Consider the following 17004-nt stretch of genomic DNA (forward strand, 5'->3'; position numbering starts at 1 on the left):
GTTCCCGATTCGGTTGGCCCGTGCGCGCGGAGCGCGCGGCCGGACGAGGTGGTGGCGGCCAGTCTAGCGCGAGCGTGCCCGACCTGCCACGGCTGGTCGCCTCTATCCTGCTCAGAGGAAGTCGAAGGTGAATGCGACGGTGGATGCGGCGGGTTCCTGCACGCGGAACGCAATGCGTGCACTCTGGCCCGGTTCCAGCACGGCCGCGCCGGGGTTCTCGCCGAGGTACTGCGCCGGTACGAACACGCCGCTGCCGATCACCCGGCCATCGGCATCGGACAGCGACAGGCGCAGATCCGGCCAGGCCTGTGCCCAGCGTGCATCGTTGCGGATGCTGGCCTGCACCTGCAGTACGCCGGCCTGGCCTGGCAGGGGGCGGATCTCGCGGCTGGTCATGGTGAACGCGGTGGGTTCATGCCAGGCCGGCAGGCTGCAGCGCAATACGCCGCACAGTGCGCCCAGCCAGGCGCGGTTGCCGGCGTCGGCGGCCAGTCGCGCACGATCGGCCAGCACGCTCTGCAGGACCAGCAGCAGTGCCAGTCCGGCGACCAGCCCCCAGTGCCAGCGTGGCGTCGGCAGTGCGCGTGGCCGCGAGGTGCCCAGGAAACTGGGTGCATCCCCAGCCACGGCCTGCGGGGCCGGAACGGCAAGGACGGGTTCGATCAGGGCCGCTTCGTCGAGGTTGACGATGTCATCGCTCTGTCGCGTTTCCGCCATCGGTGGCAGCGCCGCTTCGAGGGGGGCGCGGGCTTGGGCTGGCGGGATGTCCTGCATCGCCGGGTCGGGCGTGCGTGAATCGGTCGCAGGTGCAGCCTCGCCTTCCGACGCGGGGCGCAGGAAGGTGGCCAAGGGGCGGCGCGGCGGGTTCGGCTCGGACATGCTCAGGGTGCGGGCTCGGATCCAGCGGTCATTCAATCACGATCAGGCGCGGCGTACGCCGGTGATGCGCATCCAGTCGCCATCCTGGGTCGCCTGCAGGTCGTCGAACCACGCGGCGTAGCGCTGCAGCAGTTCGCCTTCCTGGCCATGCAGGATGCCGGACAGGGCGATGCGGCCGCCGGCAGCGACGCGCGCGGCCAGCAGCTCGGCCAACGCGTCCAGTGCCGAGGCAAGGATGTTGGCGACCACGATAGGGTAGGTGGCGACCGGTTCGTCCTGCGGCAGGTACACGTGCATGCGCGCCTGCTCGCCGTTGCGCTCGGCATTGTCGGCGGTGGCGACCAGCGCCTGTGGATCGTTGTCCACGCCGACCGCTTCGGCGGCACCCAGCTTCAGCGCGGCCAGGGCGAGGATGCCCGAGCCGCAGCCGAAGTCGAGCACGCGCTGGCCCTGCAACTGGCCGTCCACGGCCAGCTGGTCCAGCCAGCGCAGGCACAGGGCGGTGGTCGGGTGGGTGCCCGAGCCGAAGGCCAGGCCCGGGTCCAGCCGCACCACGGCGGCATCGGCGGCCTGCGCGGCGTCCGGCAGTTCATGGTTCCACGGCACGATCCAGGTACGGCTGCCGAAATCCATCGGCTGGAACTGGTCCAGCCAGGCGCGTTCCCAGTCTTCATCCTCGACGGCGCGGAAACTGCCGTTGCTCCAGTCCAGTTCCGGATCGAACGATTCCAGCGCGGCCAGCAGCAAAAGCGCATTGCTGTCGGCGGGGAACAGTGCGCTCAGCACCAGGGTGTCCCACAGCGGCGTTTCACCCACGCCGGGTTCGAGGATGGCCTGTTCGTTGCTGGTGTCGGCTTCGGCATCGAGCAGGGTCACGGCCAGTGCGCCGACGTCCTCCAGTGCATTTTCATAGCGGGGCTGGGTGGCTTCGGTGCAGCGCAGGGTCAGTTCCAGGAACGGCATGGCGGTGGGGGCAATCACGGGAAAGGGGGCCATGCTAGACCATCGGAGCGTCTCCGTATCGCGTGAGATGCCACCATGAGATGAACGGGGGCAGTTCAGACAGGTCTGCCGGGCCTTGCTAAACTCGGCACTTTCCTGTGCGCCGTGAACGCTCACCGCCGCCGATGGCTTTCGCCCCGACCCTGAAAACCTGGTTGCTCGTGCTGCCGGCGGTGGCCGTGCTGGGCGTGGCCGGGTACCGGGCCAGCGGCCATGCGACGGGCGTGGCACCACCGTCGCCGGACCTGCCGACCGTCGTGGCCAGCCGCGACAGCGGAGCGGCGTTGCCGGTGGTGCCGGAAGCCCTGGCGCGCCGGCTGGCCACCGTCGAGCGCGGCAACACGCTGCCGTCGGGCCTGCCGCTGGACCTCCGCGCCGACATCGAAGACGCCAGCGATCTGTACGCCTACGCCCAGCGACTGCGCGTGCAGGCCGATACAGGTAACCATGAAGCGCGCTGGATGCTCAGCCGCGTGTATGACTATTGCGCGCAGTACGCACTCGATCCGGGTGGCTACCGCTTGGACAACAACGTGTTGAGCGGGTTGGGCCTGACCGTGGCGCCGGCGATGATCGAGGCCCGCGAGCGCGTGGCGCAGCGGTGTGGCGGCTTCGTTCCGGGCGACAAGCTGGGCGCTGCGCTGGTGCTGGCCGAACGCCGCAAGGCGGCCGCGCAGGGCAACCTCGCCGCAGAAGCATCGTTGTTCGCCGAGGGTGAGCCGTTGCATGACAGTGCCGAGTACCGCCGCGACCTGGTCGAGCGCGTGCGCACTTCGCGTGACCCGGAGGCCTATATGGCGATCGCGCCGGGCATGGGCGTGCGTGCCGCCGGTGACAGCGCACTCGACGGCCTGGTGGCGGGCGAACAGCTCAGTGAGCTTGCATGGCGGCTTGCGGCCTGCGAACTCGGTCTACCGTGTGGAGCGGACAGCGTGCTGGTCAACAGTTTTTGTGCGAACGGAGGGATCTGTTCGCAGGATGGAGCGCAGGATTTCCGGGATTTCGTGTATGACGCTGCGGTATCGCGGCAAGGTGCTGGGAAAATGAAGGAATGGATCAAGCGATTGATTGGAAAGAGGGACGGGCGATGAATTACCGTCGATTCCTGCATGGGGTCAAGTTCTGGTTCTGGGTGGTGCTGTTCGTGGCCTACTCTGCCGGTGCGGTCGGCCTGCTGATGATCGATACCTACGAGGATCGGTACCGGCATCTGTCGAAGGTGGAACTGACCACGGTGAAGGCGCAGGAAGACGTGCGCCGCGCCGGCGCCAGCCAGGTCGCTGCGGTCTATCGCGCGCAGACGGGCATGCCGTTCGCTTCACTGCCGGCTGGCAGCACCTTCCAGGTAGTGTGGCCGGATGGCTCGACCGAGACCATGGTGATCGTCGATCCGACCTCGCCCAATGGCGTGCGGCCGCTGGCCAATTCGCAGATTCCGGCCGACGTGGCCGACAAGCGCTGATGCGCCGGCTGTAGAGCCGAGCCCACGCTCGGCTGAGCTTTCCAGCAAGCCGAGCATGGGCTCGGCTCTACAGCAACAAAAAAAGGGCGGGGATATCCCCGCCCTTTCCATGTCCAGCATCGGGTGACGATCAGGTCAGCGCGATCGGCTTGTTCTTGCGCTCGGCAAGGCGCTTTTCCAGGTAGTGGATGTTCTGTCCACCGGCCTGGAAGCCCTTGTCGCGCATGATCCGCTGCTGCAGGGCGATGTTGGTCTTGATGCCATCGACCACCATCTCGCTCAGCGCCACCCGCATGCGGGCGATGGCGGTTTCGCGGTCCGGGCCGTGCACGATCAGCTTGCCGATCATCGAGTCGTAGTTGGACGGCACGCGATAGCCACTGTAGATGTGGGTATCCACGCGCACGCCGGGGCCGCCCGGCGGATGGAAGCCGGTGATGGTGCCCGGGCTCGGCACGAAGGTCTCAGCATCTTCGGCGTTGATGCGGCACTCGATGGCATGGCCGGTCAGTACCACGTCACTCTGCTTGATCGACAGCTTCTGGCCAGCGGCGATCTTCAGCTGCTCGGCCACCAGGTCGATGCCGGTGACCATTTCGGTGACCGGATGTTCCACCTGGATGCGGGTGTTCATTTCGATGAAGTAGAAGCGGCCGTCCTCGTACAGGAACTCGAACGTGCCCGCGCCACGGTAGCCGATGCGGATGCAGGCTTCGGTGCATACCTTGCCGATCTGCTCGCGCTGTTCGGCGGTGATGCCCGGTGCCGGTGCTTCTTCCACCACCTTCTGGTGGCGGCGCTGCATCGAGCAGTCGCGTTCGCCGAGGTGGATGGCGTTGCCCTGGCCGTCGGCCAGCACCTGGATCTCCACGTGGCGCGGGTTCTCCAGGAACTTCTCCATGTAGACCTCGCCATTGCCGAACGCGGCCTTGGCCTCGCTCTTGGTGGTTTCGATCGAGGTCTTGAGCGAGGCTTCGGCGTGCACGACGCGCATGCCACGGCCACCGCCACCGCCGGCCGCCTTGATGATGACCGGATAACCGATCTCACGGGCGATCTTGGTGTTGGCGACGATGTCCTCGCCCAGCGGGCCGCCCGAGCCGGGCACGCACGGCACGCCGGCGGCCTTCATCGCGCGGATGGCTTCGACCTTGTCACCCATCATGCGGATGGTGTCAGCCTTGGGGCCGATGAAGATGAAGCCCGACTCTTCCACGCGCTCGGCGAAGTCGGCGTTCTCCGACAGGAAGCCGTAGCCCGGGTGGATGGCCTGGGCGTCGGTGACTTCAGCGGCGGCGATCAGTGCCGGGATGTTGAGGTAGCTCTGCGGCGACGGCGCCGGACCGATGCAGACCGACTCGTCGGCCATGGCCACGTGCTTGAGGTTGCGGTCGACCGTGGAATGCACGGCCACCGTGCGGATGCCGAGGGTGTGGCACGCGCGCAGGATGCGCAGCGCGATCTCCCCTCGGTTGGCGATGACGACTTTGTCGAGCATGGCGCGCCCCTCAGCCGATCACGAACAGCGGCTGGTCGAACTCCACCGGCTGGCCGTTCTCGCCGAGGATGGCGACGATGGTGCCGGACGTGTCGGCTTCGATCGGATTGAACATCTTCATCGCTTCGATGATGGCCAGGGTTTCGCCTTCCTTAACCTGCTGGCCCACGGTGACGAAGGCCGGCTTGTCCGGGGCGGACGAGGCATAGAACGTGCCGACCATCGGCGAGCGCAGCACATGGCCTTCCGGCAGCGCCGGGCCCGGCTTGGCGGTGCCGCCGGTGGACGCTTCGGTCGGCGACTGCATCGGCATCGCCTGCGCCGCCGGCGCCGCCGGGGCGGCGTACACCGGAGCTGCGACCGGCGCGGCATAACCAGTGACCGGAGCGCGCGACAGGCGCACCGACTCTTCGCCTTCCTTGATTTCGATTTCAGCCAGGTTCGACTCTTCCAGCAGGTCGATCAGCTTCTTGATTTTGCGCAGATCCATGAGGGCCTCTTTGGTTTCTATCTAGGTGAGGAGAGCGCCGTGGGCGCCCGGGTCGACAATCAGGTGGCGGATACGCGCAGCAGCGCCGCGTCCATCGCGTAGCGGTAGCTGTCGGCACCGAAGCCGCACACCACGCCCACCGCCTTGTCGCTGAAGTAGCTGTGCTGGCGGAACGGTTCGCGGGTATGCGGGTTGGACAGGTGGATCTCGATGAACGGCACCGCCACCGCTGCCAGCGCATCGCGCAGGGCCACCGAGGTGTGGGTGAAGGCGGCGGGGTTGATCAGGATGAAAGCGGTTCCGTCGTTGCGCGCAGCCTGCACGCGGTCGACCAGCACATGCTCGGCGTTGGACTGCAGGCTCTCCACGGCGTGCCCGGCAGCGGATGCCTGCGCGGCCAGGGCCTGGTCGATGTCGGCCAGCGTGGTGTGGCCGTACACCTCCGGCTCGCGGGTGCCGAGCAGGTTGAGGTTGGGGCCGTGCAGGACCAGCAGCTTCGCCATGGGATCCGGAAGACGGGAAAGGGCGGCAGTCTGGCGGAACCGGCGGATGCTGTCCAGTTCGGCGAAGTTTGCAGCGTTTCAATCGTACGTTTGAAATTCGCCGCAAGGCTTGTCGCCGTACGGCGGGCGCTGGATCAAGGCGCGCTGAACGGCGTGCTTGCGGTGGATGCGAGCACGTAGGCCGACGATCACGCCCGGGCCGCTCATCGGCACAGCCACACCTGTGTGGATGAGGAGGCGTAGGGCGCAGCCGCTGTGCCCTTACCTGGGAGTTGCCTTTCTGCTGATCGCTCAGGTCTCCAACGATACCGTCGGCACCACGTTCGGGAATACCTCCTCCAACGGCTCCTGTTCCCCCGGTTGCGGCGCCGGCCAGTTGTAGGCGTTCACCGGCTGCGCGCGGTTCACCCACAACGCGTAGTACAGGTGATCGGCGCGGCCATCGCCGGTATTGGGGTGGATCAGGATGGTCAGGCCCAGGCTGTTGAGCTGCAGCCAGGGCACCAGCACCGGCAGCAGGTCGTTGGTGAAGCCGAAGTAGAAAGAGGGGGTGACGTGCGGGCCACGCGGCTCCAGGTTCCAGTTGCCCAGCTCCACCGGGAAGCGCTCGGCGGCCCAGCGCCGCAGCAGGGCTGCCTTCTCGAAGCTGTCCTCATCGAAATAGATATGGGCGTGGTAGCTCTTGATGTCGGTGTAGGCGCGCGGGGCGGTGGGCAACGTGGCCTCGCCGGGGCGCACGCTGACCGGGCGCGGGGTCGGTTCGCTGGCCGTGGCCTGGCCCCAGGGGCTGCGGCCCTTGGACGCTGGCGGAACGATGGCGCGGAAGCCGGGTCGCCCGGGCTCGGTGGTGTTCACGGCGCTGCCGACGCGCGCGGCGGCGGTGGCGGTGGACGCGCTGGCCAGGCCGCCGGCTGCCAGGCCGGCCGACGCGATCAGGCGCCGGCGGGCGGGCGAAAGCAGGTCGGCCCAGTGGGCGTCATCGTCGCCCGCGTCGATGAGGGGCTGCGGGTCCGGGTGCATGAGGGGCTCCGTGGCGGCATTGTGGGGGCAGGCGTTCACGCTCGGGCACGGCTGCCGGTGGCGTCCAATAAGCAGCCGGCATCACTTCATGCACGGCTGCCTTCGTCGCCTTGAGCGCGACCGAACGGCGGGCTAGGGTGCAGGTCTGCCGCCCCGGAGCCCGCCATGGCCTCGCCTGATGCCGACACCCTGCGCAAGCGCGCCAGCTTCCGCCAGTTGCATGCAGCGGGATGCTTCGTGCTGCCCAATCCGTGGGACGTCGGCAGTGCGCGCTATCTGCAACGGCAGGGCTTCCAGGCCTTGGCCACGACCAGTGCCGGCTGCGCCTGGAGTGAGGGGCGGCCGGACGGCGCGGTATCGCTGCAGGCCACGCTGGAGCACCTGCGACTGATGGCGGCGGCGACTCCGTTGCCATTGAATGCCGACTTCGGTGATGGTTTCGGCGCTACGCCACAGGCGGTGGAGGAGGCGGTGGCCGCGGCGCTCGATACCGGCATTGCGGCGTTGTCGATCGAGGACGCCAGCGGCCTGGCCGATGCACCACTGAGGCCCATCGAGCAGGCGGTCGAGCGACTGCGCGCGGCGCGTGCGGCCATCGACCGCGCGGGCGGCGACGTGCTGCTGGTCGGGCGAGCGGAGAACTTCTTCGTGGGCGTACCGGATCTGCAGGATACCCTGCGGCGCCTGCGTGCCTACGCCGAGGCCGGAGCCGATGTGCTGTACGCACCGGGCATCAGTACGCGCAAGCAGATCAGTGCGGTGGTCGCCGCCGCGGGCTCCAAGCCGGTGAACCTGCTGGTCGCTGGCCCCACAGCACTGAGCCTGCAGGACATCGCCGCACTTGGCGTTCGCCGGGTCAGCCTGGGCGGTGCGCTGGCGCGTGCCGCGTGGGGTGGACTGATGCAGGCGACCCAGCCGATCGTGCAGGACGGACGCTTCGATGGTCTGCAGCAGGCGGCGCCCGGGGCTGCCTTGAACGCGTTGTTCCAGTAGCCCCGCGCCCTGCATGGCGGGAAGGGCCGGCGACTACAACGCCTCGATCTCCCGCTTGGGCAGGATCACGCCGGGTTCCAGCGCTGGCAGCAGTTGGCGAAGCAGGCGCGGATTGTCCTGCAGCCCCGTGCCGTCCAGATACGTCCAGCCGGAACCGCCAATGCGGCGCACGGCCACCATGAACGTGGTGCTGCGCATCGGGGTTTCACGCACCCGCACCAGGGATTGGCGTGGCACGAAGCAGACTTCTTCCTCCCCGGCCGCATAGGTCCGGGTCGGCACACCGACGTCCTCGCTGATGACCACCACGCCGCCGCTGTGCTGCTTCTTCAACGCATCGCGGGTGATCGCCTGGAAGGCCTCATCGCCGCCGGCCAGCCGCTTGAGGCTGGGATGCGTGCGCTCGATGAGGAAGTCCGCATCCCCGCGGGCGTAGGCAGTCATCAGGGCGCGCACATCTTCGCGCAGGGCCTTCGCGTCACTGGGACTGAGTTCACCCGCGAAGGCGGATGGCAGCAACAGCGACAGCAGCAGCGTCAGTATCGTCAGGGGCAGGCGTCGATCCATGTCCGGATGTCCCACAGGGCATCGCTGCACTATACGTTGGACGCGAAAACAGCGTCCCACCGGTGGCGCTGGTTTCCCCGGAATCGTTACTTACCATTGGTAAGTAACGATTCCTGGAGATCCCCATGCACAGCCTCATTGTCATCGCCCACCCTGAGCCCGGTTCGCTGACCCACGCGATGGCGCGTCGCATCGGTGATGCCATTGCCGCGGCCGACACCGGCAACACCGTGGCCTATGCCGACCTGATGGCCGAAGGCTTCGATCCGCGCTTCAACCCGCAGGACCAGGCGTTGTTCCGCAGCACCGGCGCGGTACCCGCCGATGTCGCTGCCGAGCACGCGCGGCTGGATGCCACCGATACGCTGGTGCTGGTGTTCCCGTTGTACTGGTGGTCGTTCCCGGCGCTGCTGAAAGGCTGGATCGACCGTGTGTTCACCAACGACTGGGCCTACGCACAGGATGCGCAGGGCAGGCTGGTGAAGAAGCTGCAGCGCCTGAATGTGCATCTGGTCGGCTTGGGCGGCGCCGACGCAGCCATGGTCGAACGTCGTGGCTACGACGCGGCAATGAGGACGCAGATCGACATGGGCATCTTCGACTATTGCGGCGCACGCGTGCTGTCGTCCCACCTGCTGTTGGACGCCGATACCGGTGCCGCTCAAGCGCATCTGCAGACCGCGCTGACGATCGGCCGTAAAATCGGTGTTCCGATGCGCTGATCGCCGTGCTCCGCCGATGCCCGCCAACGCCACCCCCACGCGCCGCCGAATGACCCGGGAGCAACGCACCCGCCAGTTGCTGGATGTGGCCTGGGCACTGGTCCGCGAAGAAGGTACCGGCGCGTTGACGCTGGGGCGGCTGGCCGAAGCGGCGGGCGTGACCAAGCCTGTGGCCTATGATCACTTCGTGACCCGCAATGGCTTGCTGGCGGCGCTCTACGATGACTATGACGGACGCCAGACCGTGGTCTTCCACGAGCGCATCGGTCGCGCCCGGGCGCAACTGGTCGATCGGGCGGCGGCCATCGCCTCCGGCTACATCGACTGCGTCCTCAGCCAGGGCAGTGAAGTGCAAGGCATCCTCGCCGCGCTGGTGGGGGCGCCGGAACTGCATGAGGTGCGGCGGCGCTACCAGCAGGATTTCATCGACAACTGCCAGGTCTGGCTGGGCCCGTTCGCCGCCGACGGCACGGTGTCGCTGGCCGGGCGCTGGGCCATTCTCGGTGCGGCTGAAGCCCTTTCAGAGGGCGTGGCTGCCGGCGCGCTGGACAAGGCCGGTGCCGTGGCCGAGCTGCAGCGGCTGATCGTGGCGACGGTCAAGCGGCGCTGAGCCGCACGAGCGGTCAGCCGCCGGCCAGGGCGGCGAATCCCGCGGCCAACTGGTCGCGCACCAGTGCGTCGCGCGCGTCGCGGCTTGCAGAGCCCAACACCACGGTGATCAGCCGTACCGGCTGGTCCCGCCCGGGTACTGGCCGGCACGCGGTGGCGGCCAGGCAGAAGCCTGCGGCCTGGGTGTAGCCGGTCTTCAAGCCGTCCACGCCGTCTTCGCCGAGCAGGGCGTTCTGGTTGCTGCGGTTGAAGCTGCCATGGGCGAACGCGCGCTGCGCGCTGATCGCCAGGATCTGCGGATGATCGTTCAACAGGCGGGCGGCCAGCACCGCCATGTCGCGCGCGCTGGAGACATGGTGCGGTGTGGTGATGCCGGACACGCTGGCAAACCAGGTGCTGCGCAGCCCGAGCTGGCGTGCGTGCCGGTTCATGCGTTCCAGGAATGCGGCCTGCGATCCGTCCAGGTGGCGCGCGATCGCCAATGCAGCGTCATTGCCGGACACCACCATCAACCCTTCCAGCAGGCGCGCCAGGGTGATTGTCTCGCCGGGCACCAGGCCCATGTGCGTTTCATCATCGGCCACGGCATGCACATCGTCGGCGGCGATGGTGACCGGGTCGTCCCACGAGCGTCCGTTCTCTTCGACGCACGCATAGGCGGCGTAGGCGGTCATCAGCTTGGTCAGCGATGCCGGTTGCCGCGCGGTTTCAGCGTTGTGCTGGTGGATCACCGCAGAGGTTGCCGCTTCCAGGGTGATGGACGAAATCGGTAGGGGGGCGGGCGCAGCAGACGGCATGGCGGGCGGAGATGGCAGCGACAGTCAGCAAGAATAGTTCGTGCCGGCTGCACGAAGCCGCACTGCCGGAGCGCTGCAGCGTGCACGGTTGCGCCCGGGCTGAGGTGGAGGCAGCCTGCGCACATGCAATCGGATATCCGCATCGACGGTCGTGTCTTTACCTACGTCTTCCCGTGTGCGTGGGAGGACTACGCGAAGATCGGCTTTTCACGTGATCCGCTCGGACGCATCAGCGCATTGCATCGGCGCTGGTTCGAGTTCTTCGACCTCGATGCCGGTGCGCTGGTGGAAGCGGAGGGCGAGCGTGATGCACGTGATCTGGAGCTGCAGCTGCGTTCGCCGTTCAAGGCGCACCGCGCACCGGCACCGATGACGATCCAGCACAAGGCTGGGGGTCGTACTGAATGGGTACGTGGTGCCAACCAGGCCTTGTCGCTCGCAATTGCTGCGTTGGCTGAACAAGGCTATCGCTGTTATCCGCTGAAGGCATGGCTGCAGGCGGCGATGCGCCTGCGCATGGACCGGCTGCACGACTGGGCCGTGGTGCAGCTTCCGGAAGAGGAAGGCCTGCGGATTCCCGGTGGCCCCGGTGAGGGCGTGTTGCGTGACACGCTCGACGGTTGCCGGGCACTGGATATCGATCCAATGCCCTGGCTGCCTGAATACGTCCAACGCTGGTACACAGGTTGAGCCGCGTTCAACGGGTCCCCGGCTGCTGAACCGGCGTGGCCGGTTGCGCCGCGCACGCAGGGGCGGCGGTGGACGGGCTGGCCAGCTGGCGTGCCAGCTCGGTGTTGGCCACATGGCCGTGCAGGAACAACAGGCTGCCGAAGATGTTCATGAGCGTGCCTCCACTTGAGTGGATTGCACGATACGGGCAGCATGGGCGGGCAAAAAGCGACATTTCCGCAAGCATGCCTTGAGAGGAATTCAAGCCTGATGTCCCGTCCGCCCCTTCATGCCCTGCAGGGTTTCGTGGCCGCCGCGCGGCTGGGCAACCTGTCACGGGCAGCGGCGTCGATGAATCTGACCGTCAGTGCGCTCAGCCATCAGATGCGCCAGCTGGAAGAGCGGCTCGGGCAGCCACTGCTGGTCCGCCAACCGCGTGGCGTCGCCCTCACCCTGGAGGGGCAGCGCCTGCTCGACCAGGTCGGCCCGCATCTGGATGCGATCAACGAAGCCTTCCAGCCCTATGCGGCCCGCGCCGAGCACGTGCTGACGATCAGTGCGGTGCCGTCGATGGCGTCGGCGTGGCTGGTGCCGCGCCTGGGTCATTTCGTGGCTGAGCACCCACAGATCGAGATCAACCTGCAGTCGAGTGAGCGCCTGATTGATTTCGAGCGGCAGCGCCAGTTCGACGCCGCGCTGCGGCTGGGCAGCGGGCAGTGGCCGGGCCTGGTGGTTGAGCCGCTGTTCGACGAGTGGCTGCTGCCGATGGCGAGCCCGGCGCTGATCGAACGCATGGGAGGGATCGACCGGGTGCCACTGAACCAGTGGCCACTGCTGGGGGACCCCGATGGTGCGTGGGGGGCCTGGTTCGCGTTGAGCGGGCAGACCCCGCCGTCGCGCTTCATAGCGGTGCTGGATGATTCGGAGGCACACCACCGTGCGGCGCTGGACGGGGTGGGCGTGGCGCTGGGGCGGGTGACGCGGGCGCGCTTGTTGCTGGATTCCGGCCAACTGGTTGCGCTGTCCAACCTGCGCCTGAAAACCGCCTGGCCGCATTGGCTGGTCTACCCGCAGCGTTCGGCCCGCCACCGCGGCTTTCTTGCCTTCCGCGACTGGCTGCACGCGCAGGCTGCCGAACACGTGCGGCACATGGCGGACGCTACACTCATCGCACCAGCGTGACCGCCTGCCCGGCGCGCGCGAACGCCTCCTCCAGCAGCGAGCCGGCCTTGATCGCCTCCACTTCCTCGAACAGCGCCTGCAGCGCGTCGGCGGGGCGGGATGCCGGCGCCGCCACCGCCTGCTGGATCGCGGTGAAACGGTCGGCCAGCACGCGGTGGCCGGGATGCGCCCGCGCCCATGCTTGCAGCGGCTGGCGCACGCCGGCGGCGGCATCCAGGCGCTGCAGATCGAACAGGGTGATCGCAGCCGCCGACGACTCGGCCCGTTCGATCGTGGCGTGGCGCAGTTCGCGGTTGAGAAACAGATCGTAGGCTGCACCGCGGCCCACCGCGATGCGCAGCCCCTCGCGGTCGAGGTCGGTCACCTGCTGCGCGGGACTGTCCTCGCGCACCAGATAGGTGCCTTCGATCTCCACGTACGGAGCACTGAAGGCGATGCGGTCGGCGCGTGCCGGATCGATGGCCAGGAAGGCCAGATCCCAGCCGTCTTCGCCTGCCGCAGCGACCACCGAGGCTGCGGCATCGTGACAGGTGAAGCGTGCCTGCACACCCAGGCGCTGCGCCAATGTCGCGGCCAGCTCCACCGACGGTCCGCGCGGCGAGTGCGCATCGCCCTGCGCCAGCACCGGGTTGCCCAGGTTGATCGCCACGCGCAGGAAGCCCTGCGGTGCCAGCGCACTTTGGTGATCGGCCAGGGACATGCAGGACTCCGCGAGGAAAGGGGCACCCAGCATGCCAGCACTGCCCTGCAAGGGGTGTCATGCTGCACGACTGCAGGATGGCCTACCTTCCGTTTGCCGACGAGGCCGCAGGTGTGGGCATGGACTTGGAGGTGAGCCTGGAACGTGGCCGGGATCTGCGACAGTGAAGGCAACCGGATTGCGTTGCAGGCGCGCGCGGTTCCGTAGAGCCGAGCCCATGCTCGGCTGCTGTTGACCCAGCCGCCCAAGCTCAGCCGGGCATGGGCTCGGCTCTACAAGGTCGCGGCGCGTGAGCGCTGCAGCCAGTCGTTGATCGCCGGATCGAGCCGCGGGTCTTCGGGCAACTGCATGCCAAAGCGTTGCTGCAGCACGTCGCGCACGTCGGCAACATCGTGCAGCGGACGCTTGTCCGGTGCCTGGCCGGGGCGGTACTCGGTGTAGTTGCCGCTGCCGATGGTGCGTCGCCAATCTGGCCCGGTCAGCGACGCGCGCAGCTGGCCGGGGAAGCTGGAGTCGGGATGGGTGCACACGTACCAGTTGCCCACCACGTTGTCGATCGGTGCGGGCACGTGCAGGTCGAAACGGTACATCGCCCGCCAGCCGTCACCGGATTCGGCGTACAGCACGAAATCCCCCTCGCCGGGCAGGCGCTGCAGCAGGTACCGCTCGTGAGGCGTGGCCTGCGGCTGCGGATCATTCAGCCGCAGCGGCACGGTCGGGGTCAGGCTGCCGAAACCGGCATCCACCAGCCAGTCATCGCCGTCCACCTGCACGCGCAGCAGCAGGTGGGTCCGTGCGGTCAGTTCGCCGTCATGGGCAGCCAGCAGCACGCGCGCGCTCAATGGCTGCGCATCGAAGCCCAGCGCCTGCAGCAGCGCCAGCAGGCCGCCATTGAGTTCGAAGCAGTAGCCGCCACGGCGCTCGTCCAGCAGCTTGCGCTGCACGCTGTCCAGGTCGATCGGTACCTCATCGCGCAGCAGGCAGCTGAGGGTCTCGAACGGCAGCAGTGCGTTGTGGCGCTGCTGCAGCAGGGTCAGGCCGGCCAGGGTCCGCGGTGGCGGCGCATCCAGCTGCAGGCGCTGCAGGTAGCGAGGGACATCGAGCGTCGTCATGGCGGCACCGGGCGGGAGGGGAGGTCCACTGTGCTCCCCCAACCGGGGTTGAGGTCAAGGGTGCTGGTCGTGTCACGCCAGCGTCGCCTGCACCCGGTACAAAGGCCGCGTCCGCCCGTCACCGCTGGGCCAGGACGACGAAAGTTCTAAAGTTGCCTTGAATCCGGCCGATACAGGTGCGTCCTTCTGCCTGGAGTCTGTCATGTCGGCCGTTGTCTCCCACCTCCGGTCCCTGCGCACGCGGCTTGCGGCGCTGCGCCCGGCGTCCTCCGGCCTGCTGCTGTGGCTGCAACCGCATCGGCTGAGCGTAGCCAACAAGCTCAAGGCGACCTTGTGGGTCTGTGGCCTGGGACTGGTCGCAATCGCAGCCGTCTACGCCTGGACCGGGCATGCCAGCACGCAGGCTGCGCGCAGCCAGGCAAGCTACCAGCGCGGCAGTGACCTCGCCGCGCGCCTGGCCACGCGGGTGGCCGAAGCGCGCCGCCTGCAGATCCAGTATGCACGCAGTTTCGATGATGCCGACCGCGCGCAGCTGCTGGCCACGCAAAAGGCGCTGCAGGACGATCTGCGGGCGCTGCGCACGATGCCGATGGATGCAGGCCGGCGCAAGGCCCTGCAGGCGTTGACCGAAGCTGCAGGCGCGTTCTCGCAGGGTGTGGCCGCCCTGTTCGAACGGGTCGACGAGATGGGCCGTGGTGAGGCCGGCCTCGCCGCGCAGCTGCAACAGGCTGCAGACACGCTGCAGGGGCAGGTGGATGCGCAGCAGCGGGATGCGCTGGCGTTGTCCCTGCAGAAGATGCGGCGGCAGGAGGCACTGCTGCTGCTCGACGGTGATTCCACCCACGCCGACCGCGCCAGCGAAGAAAAGCTGCCGTTCGATCTCGCGCTGGCGGGCCTGCCCGCGGATGCGCAGGACACCCTGCGCACCGGAATGGAGGCGTATCAGGCCGCATTGCTGGGGTATACCGCTGCCCGTGTCGGCCTGGATGTGGAAGCGCAGTCGCTGCTGGATACCGCTGCGGGCGTAGCGCCTGCGCTGGCCGCATTCCAGCAGGCACAGGCCGCGGCACTGGCCCGTGCCCAGGCCCGCCAGCAGGCTGGTGCGCGCACGATGAGCGTGCTGTTTGCATTGACCGTGCTGCTGGTCGCCGGTGTGCTGATCACCAGCCTCGTGCTGGTGCTGCGTGCAGTGCGCCAGCCGATCCAGGACACCCTGCACTTCGCCAGCGACATCGCCGACGACCGCCTGGACACCACCCTGCGCGTCTACAACGCCAACGACGAGATCGGCCAGCTGGCCCAGCGCCTGGTCGACATGCAGCAGCGCCTGCGCGCGCGTATCGAGACCGAGCGTGCCGTGGCGCGCGGCAACACCCGGGTGCGCCAGGCATTGGACAGTGCGCAGACCGGCTTGATGGTGATCGATGCGGAAGGGCAGGTCGCCTACGCCAACCCGGCACTGCTGCAGCTGCTTGACCTGCGGAACGAGGCGCTGGTGGGCAGCGACGCGGTACGCCTGCATCCGGCGTTGGCCAGCCTGGCCGGCGTGCGCCAGCGCGAAGAGCGCGAGATCGGCCATGCCGGCACGCGTTACCAGCTGATTGCCAACCCCGTCATCGATGACGGGCAATTCCTCGGCGTAGCGGTGGAATGGCGCAGTCGAGCGCTGGAGACCCTGCTGGAAACCGAGGTCGCTGCGCTGGTCGATGCTGCAGCACACGGTGACCTGCACGGTCGCATCGCGCTGGAGGGCAAGCAGGGCTTCGTGCGCACGTTGTCGACCAGCATCAACCGCCTGCTGGCGACGTTTGAAACCAACCTCGGCGACCTGCAGGCATTGTTGGCCGCGCTGGCTCGTGGTGACCTCAGCGTGCGCATGGAGGGTGAGCTGCAGGGCGTGTTCGCGCGCATGCGCGATGATGCCAACGCGACGGTCGCGCAGCTGGGCCGCATCGTCACCCGCATCCAGCACGCCACCTCCAGTCTCGATACCGGCGTTGGCGAGATCGTTGCCGGTCATCAAGATCTGTCACAGCGCACCGAGCAGCAGGCCGCCAACCTGGAAGAGACCGCCGCTTCCATGCACGAACTGACCGATACGGTCGGTCGCAATGCTGATGCCGCAGGCCGTGCCGACGCGCTGGTCAAGGGTGCGGCAGCGGTGGCGCAGCGCGGCGGCGAGGCTGTCGGCCAAGTGGTGGCGACCATGCAGGGCATCAGCGAGGCATCGCGGCGGATCGGCGACATTACCCAGCTGATCGACGGCATCGCCTTCCAGACCAACATCCTGGCGCTGAATGCGGCGGTGGAAGCGGCGCGTGCCGGTGAGCAGGGCCGCAGTTTCGCCGTGGTGGCCGCGGAAGTGCGCCTGCTTGCACAACGCAGCGCAGAGGCGGCCAAGCAGATCAAGGGCCTGATCGAGGATTCGGTGGCGCGTGTGGGACAGGGCAACCAGCAGGCCGAACAGGCCGGCACCACGATGGGCGAAATCGTCGGCAGCGTGCAGCAGCTGGCCGACCTGCTGGCGGCTATCCGCAGTGCGTCGCACGACCAGCATGCCGGCATCGCACAGGTGAACCAGACCATCGTGCAGATGGAAGCCAGCACCCAACGTAACGCCAGCCTGGTGGAAGAGGCCGGTGCCTCCACGGCGCAGATGCAGGTCCAGGTGCGTGCCCTGGCCGAAGCGGTGGGCGCATTCCGTTTGCAGTCGATGCCGCAGGCGCGCGCCGCGGCGGCCTGGTCAGCCGAGCGTAGGCTCGGCGCTACATCGGTTGCAGGAACACTGTAGAGCCGAGC

The 17004-nt window shown here is 67.9% G+C and carries 19 protein-coding genes; 8 read left to right on the forward strand and 11 right to left on the reverse strand.

Translation table 11 applies throughout. The features are described 5' to 3' along the window. Positions 1 to 111: 111 nt before the first annotated feature. Together RCF13_RS16530 and prmA are read right to left on the reverse strand one after the other, a co-directional pair. Positions 112 to 879, reverse strand: coding sequence for a DUF3426 domain-containing protein (locus tag RCF13_RS16530; RefSeq protein ID WP_134968895.1), 768 nt, complete (start codon positions 877 to 879; stop codon positions 112 to 114). 42 nt (positions 880 to 921) lie between these two features. Beyond that, positions 922 to 1842, reverse strand: a complete 921-nt coding sequence (prmA, locus tag RCF13_RS16535; RefSeq protein ID WP_061478211.1) for a 50S ribosomal protein L11 methyltransferase — start codon at positions 1840 to 1842, stop codon at positions 922 to 924. Positions 1843 to 2006: 164 nt separating this feature from the next. Between prmA and RCF13_RS16540 the strand changes: the two genes are divergently transcribed. After that, positions 2007 to 2972, forward strand: a complete 966-nt coding sequence (locus RCF13_RS16540) for a hypothetical protein (RefSeq protein WP_231352349.1) — start codon at positions 2007 to 2009, stop codon at positions 2970 to 2972. Continuing rightward, positions 2969 to 3343 (forward strand): hypothetical protein, encoded by a 375-nt coding sequence (locus RCF13_RS16545; protein WP_134969409.1) that lies wholly within the window; start codon positions 2969 to 2971, stop codon positions 3341 to 3343. Before RCF13_RS16540 ends, RCF13_RS16545 begins: the two co-directional genes overlap by 4 nt. A 130-nt stretch (positions 3344 to 3473) precedes the next feature. Here RCF13_RS16545 and accC read toward each other — a convergent pair whose 3' ends face one another. From accC to RCF13_RS16565, 4 genes are all read right to left on the reverse strand, one after another. After that, positions 3474 to 4841 (reverse strand): acetyl-CoA carboxylase biotin carboxylase subunit, encoded by a 1368-nt coding sequence (accC, locus tag RCF13_RS16550; RefSeq protein ID WP_049412937.1) that lies wholly within the window; start codon positions 4839 to 4841, stop codon positions 3474 to 3476. Positions 4842 to 4851: 10 nt separating this feature from the next. Then, entirely contained in the window at positions 4852 to 5331 is a 480-nt protein-coding gene (accB, locus tag RCF13_RS16555) for an acetyl-CoA carboxylase biotin carboxyl carrier protein (RefSeq protein ID WP_308141351.1), read from the reverse strand. A 59-nt stretch (positions 5332 to 5390) separates the two neighbouring features. Beyond that, positions 5391 to 5834: a type II 3-dehydroquinate dehydratase gene (gene aroQ, locus RCF13_RS16560; protein ID WP_065186305.1), complete on the reverse strand. Its 444-nt coding sequence runs from the start codon at positions 5832 to 5834 to the stop codon at positions 5391 to 5393. 291 nt (positions 5835 to 6125) lie between these two features. Beyond that, positions 6126 to 6854: a DOPA 4,5-dioxygenase family protein gene (locus tag RCF13_RS16565; protein ID WP_231352348.1), complete on the reverse strand. Its 729-nt coding sequence runs from the start codon at positions 6852 to 6854 to the stop codon at positions 6126 to 6128. Positions 6855 to 7019: 165 nt separating this feature from the next. Between RCF13_RS16565 and RCF13_RS16570 the strand changes: the two genes are divergently transcribed. Further along, a complete protein-coding gene (locus tag RCF13_RS16570) occupies positions 7020 to 7847 on the forward strand; it encodes an isocitrate lyase/phosphoenolpyruvate mutase family protein (RefSeq protein WP_231352347.1) in 828 nt (275 codons plus the stop codon). A gap of 33 nt (positions 7848 to 7880) precedes the next feature. Here RCF13_RS16570 and RCF13_RS16575 read toward each other — a convergent pair whose 3' ends face one another. Next, the gene (locus RCF13_RS16575) at positions 7881 to 8414 is read right to left on the reverse strand and encodes a hypothetical protein (RefSeq protein WP_005419691.1); all 534 of its coding nucleotides are present in this window, start codon (positions 8412 to 8414) and stop codon (positions 7881 to 7883) included. Positions 8415 to 8539: 125 nt separating this feature from the next. Here RCF13_RS16575 and RCF13_RS16580 point away from each other — a divergent pair, with 125 nt between their 5' ends. After that, entirely contained in the window at positions 8540 to 9136 is a 597-nt protein-coding gene (locus RCF13_RS16580) for an NAD(P)H-dependent oxidoreductase (protein WP_134969474.1), read from the forward strand. Between the two features lie 16 nt (positions 9137 to 9152). After that, positions 9153 to 9746: a TetR/AcrR family transcriptional regulator gene (locus RCF13_RS16585; RefSeq protein WP_065178823.1), complete on the forward strand. Its 594-nt coding sequence runs from the start codon at positions 9153 to 9155 to the stop codon at positions 9744 to 9746. Between the two features lie 13 nt (positions 9747 to 9759). Here the strand turns inward: RCF13_RS16585 and RCF13_RS16590 are convergent, their stop codons facing one another. Continuing rightward, positions 9760 to 10542: a D-alanyl-D-alanine carboxypeptidase family protein gene (locus RCF13_RS16590; protein WP_061478158.1), complete on the reverse strand. Its 783-nt coding sequence runs from the start codon at positions 10540 to 10542 to the stop codon at positions 9760 to 9762. 123 nt (positions 10543 to 10665) lie between these two features. Between RCF13_RS16590 and RCF13_RS16595 the strand changes: the two genes are divergently transcribed. Continuing rightward, positions 10666 to 11232, forward strand: a complete 567-nt coding sequence (locus RCF13_RS16595) for a GIY-YIG nuclease family protein (protein ID WP_061478157.1) — start codon at positions 10666 to 10668, stop codon at positions 11230 to 11232. A gap of 7 nt (positions 11233 to 11239) precedes the next feature. Here RCF13_RS16595 and RCF13_RS16600 read toward each other — a convergent pair whose 3' ends face one another. After that, entirely contained in the window at positions 11240 to 11383 is a 144-nt protein-coding gene (locus RCF13_RS16600; RefSeq protein WP_181357937.1) for a hypothetical protein, read from the reverse strand. A 98-nt stretch (positions 11384 to 11481) separates the two neighbouring features. Here RCF13_RS16600 and RCF13_RS16605 point away from each other — a divergent pair, with 98 nt between their 5' ends. Then, complete coding sequence (locus RCF13_RS16605; protein ID WP_134969488.1) at positions 11482 to 12393, forward strand: LysR substrate-binding domain-containing protein; 912 nt, start codon at positions 11482 to 11484, stop codon at positions 12391 to 12393. Here RCF13_RS16605 and RCF13_RS16610 read toward each other — a convergent pair. Together RCF13_RS16610 and RCF13_RS16615 are read right to left on the reverse strand one after the other, a co-directional pair. Then, positions 12377 to 13093: an ABC transporter substrate-binding protein gene (locus RCF13_RS16610; RefSeq protein ID WP_231352346.1), complete on the reverse strand. Its 717-nt coding sequence runs from the start codon at positions 13091 to 13093 to the stop codon at positions 12377 to 12379. The genes RCF13_RS16605 and RCF13_RS16610 overlap by 17 nt on opposite strands. A gap of 272 nt (positions 13094 to 13365) precedes the next feature. Continuing rightward, positions 13366 to 14205 (reverse strand): arylamine N-acetyltransferase, encoded by an 840-nt coding sequence (locus RCF13_RS16615; RefSeq protein ID WP_134969337.1) that lies wholly within the window; start codon positions 14203 to 14205, stop codon positions 13366 to 13368. A 202-nt stretch (positions 14206 to 14407) separates the two neighbouring features. On the opposite strand from RCF13_RS16615, the gene RCF13_RS16620 reads away from it, so the two are divergent. After that, entirely contained in the window at positions 14408 to 16996 is a 2589-nt protein-coding gene (locus tag RCF13_RS16620; protein ID WP_134969336.1) for a methyl-accepting chemotaxis protein, read from the forward strand. Positions 16997 to 17004 lie beyond the last annotated feature (8 nt).

The organism is Stenotrophomonas maltophilia group sp. RNC7 (assembly GCF_030910085.1).
GTDB classification, from domain to species: domain Bacteria; phylum Pseudomonadota; class Gammaproteobacteria; order Xanthomonadales; family Xanthomonadaceae; genus Stenotrophomonas; species Stenotrophomonas sepilia.

Bases quoted from the DNA above. Each gene is read 5' to 3' on its own strand.
- RCF13_RS16575 (WP_005419691.1), bottom strand. From the start codon at position 8,414: ATGGATCGACGCCTGCCCCTGACGATACTGACGCTGCTGCTGTCGCTG.
- RCF13_RS16620 (WP_134969336.1), top strand. From the start codon at position 14,408: ATGTCGGCCGTTGTCTCCCACCTCCGGTCCCTGCGCACGCGGCTTGCG.
- prmA (WP_061478211.1), bottom strand. From the start codon at position 1,842: ATGCCGTTCCTGGAACTGACCCTGCGCTGCACCGAAGCCACCCAGCCC.
- RCF13_RS16580 (WP_134969474.1), top strand. From the start codon at position 8,540: ATGCACAGCCTCATTGTCATCGCCCACCCTGAGCCCGGTTCGCTGACC.
- accC (WP_049412937.1), bottom strand. From the start codon at position 4,841: ATGCTCGACAAAGTCGTCATCGCCAACCGAGGGGAGATCGCGCTGCGC.
- RCF13_RS16530 (WP_134968895.1), bottom strand. From the start codon at position 879: ATGTCCGAGCCGAACCCGCCGCGCCGCCCCTTGGCCACCTTCCTGCGC.
- RCF13_RS16595 (WP_061478157.1), top strand. From the start codon at position 10,666: ATGCAATCGGATATCCGCATCGACGGTCGTGTCTTTACCTACGTCTTC.
- RCF13_RS16540 (WP_231352349.1), top strand. From the start codon at position 2,007: ATGGCTTTCGCCCCGACCCTGAAAACCTGGTTGCTCGTGCTGCCGGCG.
- accB (WP_308141351.1), bottom strand. From the start codon at position 5,331: ATGGATCTGCGCAAAATCAAGAAGCTGATCGACCTGCTGGAAGAGTCG.
- RCF13_RS16600 (WP_181357937.1), bottom strand. From the start codon at position 11,383: ATGAACATCTTCGGCAGCCTGTTGTTCCTGCACGGCCATGTGGCCAAC.
- RCF13_RS16605 (WP_134969488.1), top strand. From the start codon at position 11,482: ATGTCCCGTCCGCCCCTTCATGCCCTGCAGGGTTTCGTGGCCGCCGCG.
- RCF13_RS16585 (WP_065178823.1), top strand. From the start codon at position 9,153: ATGCCCGCCAACGCCACCCCCACGCGCCGCCGAATGACCCGGGAGCAA.
- RCF13_RS16570 (WP_231352347.1), top strand. From the start codon at position 7,020: ATGGCCTCGCCTGATGCCGACACCCTGCGCAAGCGCGCCAGCTTCCGC.
- aroQ (WP_065186305.1), bottom strand. From the start codon at position 5,834: ATGGCGAAGCTGCTGGTCCTGCACGGCCCCAACCTCAACCTGCTCGGC.
- RCF13_RS16545 (WP_134969409.1), top strand. From the start codon at position 2,969: ATGAATTACCGTCGATTCCTGCATGGGGTCAAGTTCTGGTTCTGGGTG.
- RCF13_RS16590 (WP_061478158.1), bottom strand. From the start codon at position 10,542: ATGCCGTCTGCTGCGCCCGCCCCCCTACCGATTTCGTCCATCACCCTG.
- RCF13_RS16610 (WP_231352346.1), bottom strand. From the start codon at position 13,093: ATGTCCCTGGCCGATCACCAAAGTGCGCTGGCACCGCAGGGCTTCCTG.
- RCF13_RS16565 (WP_231352348.1), bottom strand. From the start codon at position 6,854: ATGCACCCGGACCCGCAGCCCCTCATCGACGCGGGCGACGATGACGCC.
- RCF13_RS16615 (WP_134969337.1), bottom strand. From the start codon at position 14,205: ATGACGACGCTCGATGTCCCTCGCTACCTGCAGCGCCTGCAGCTGGAT.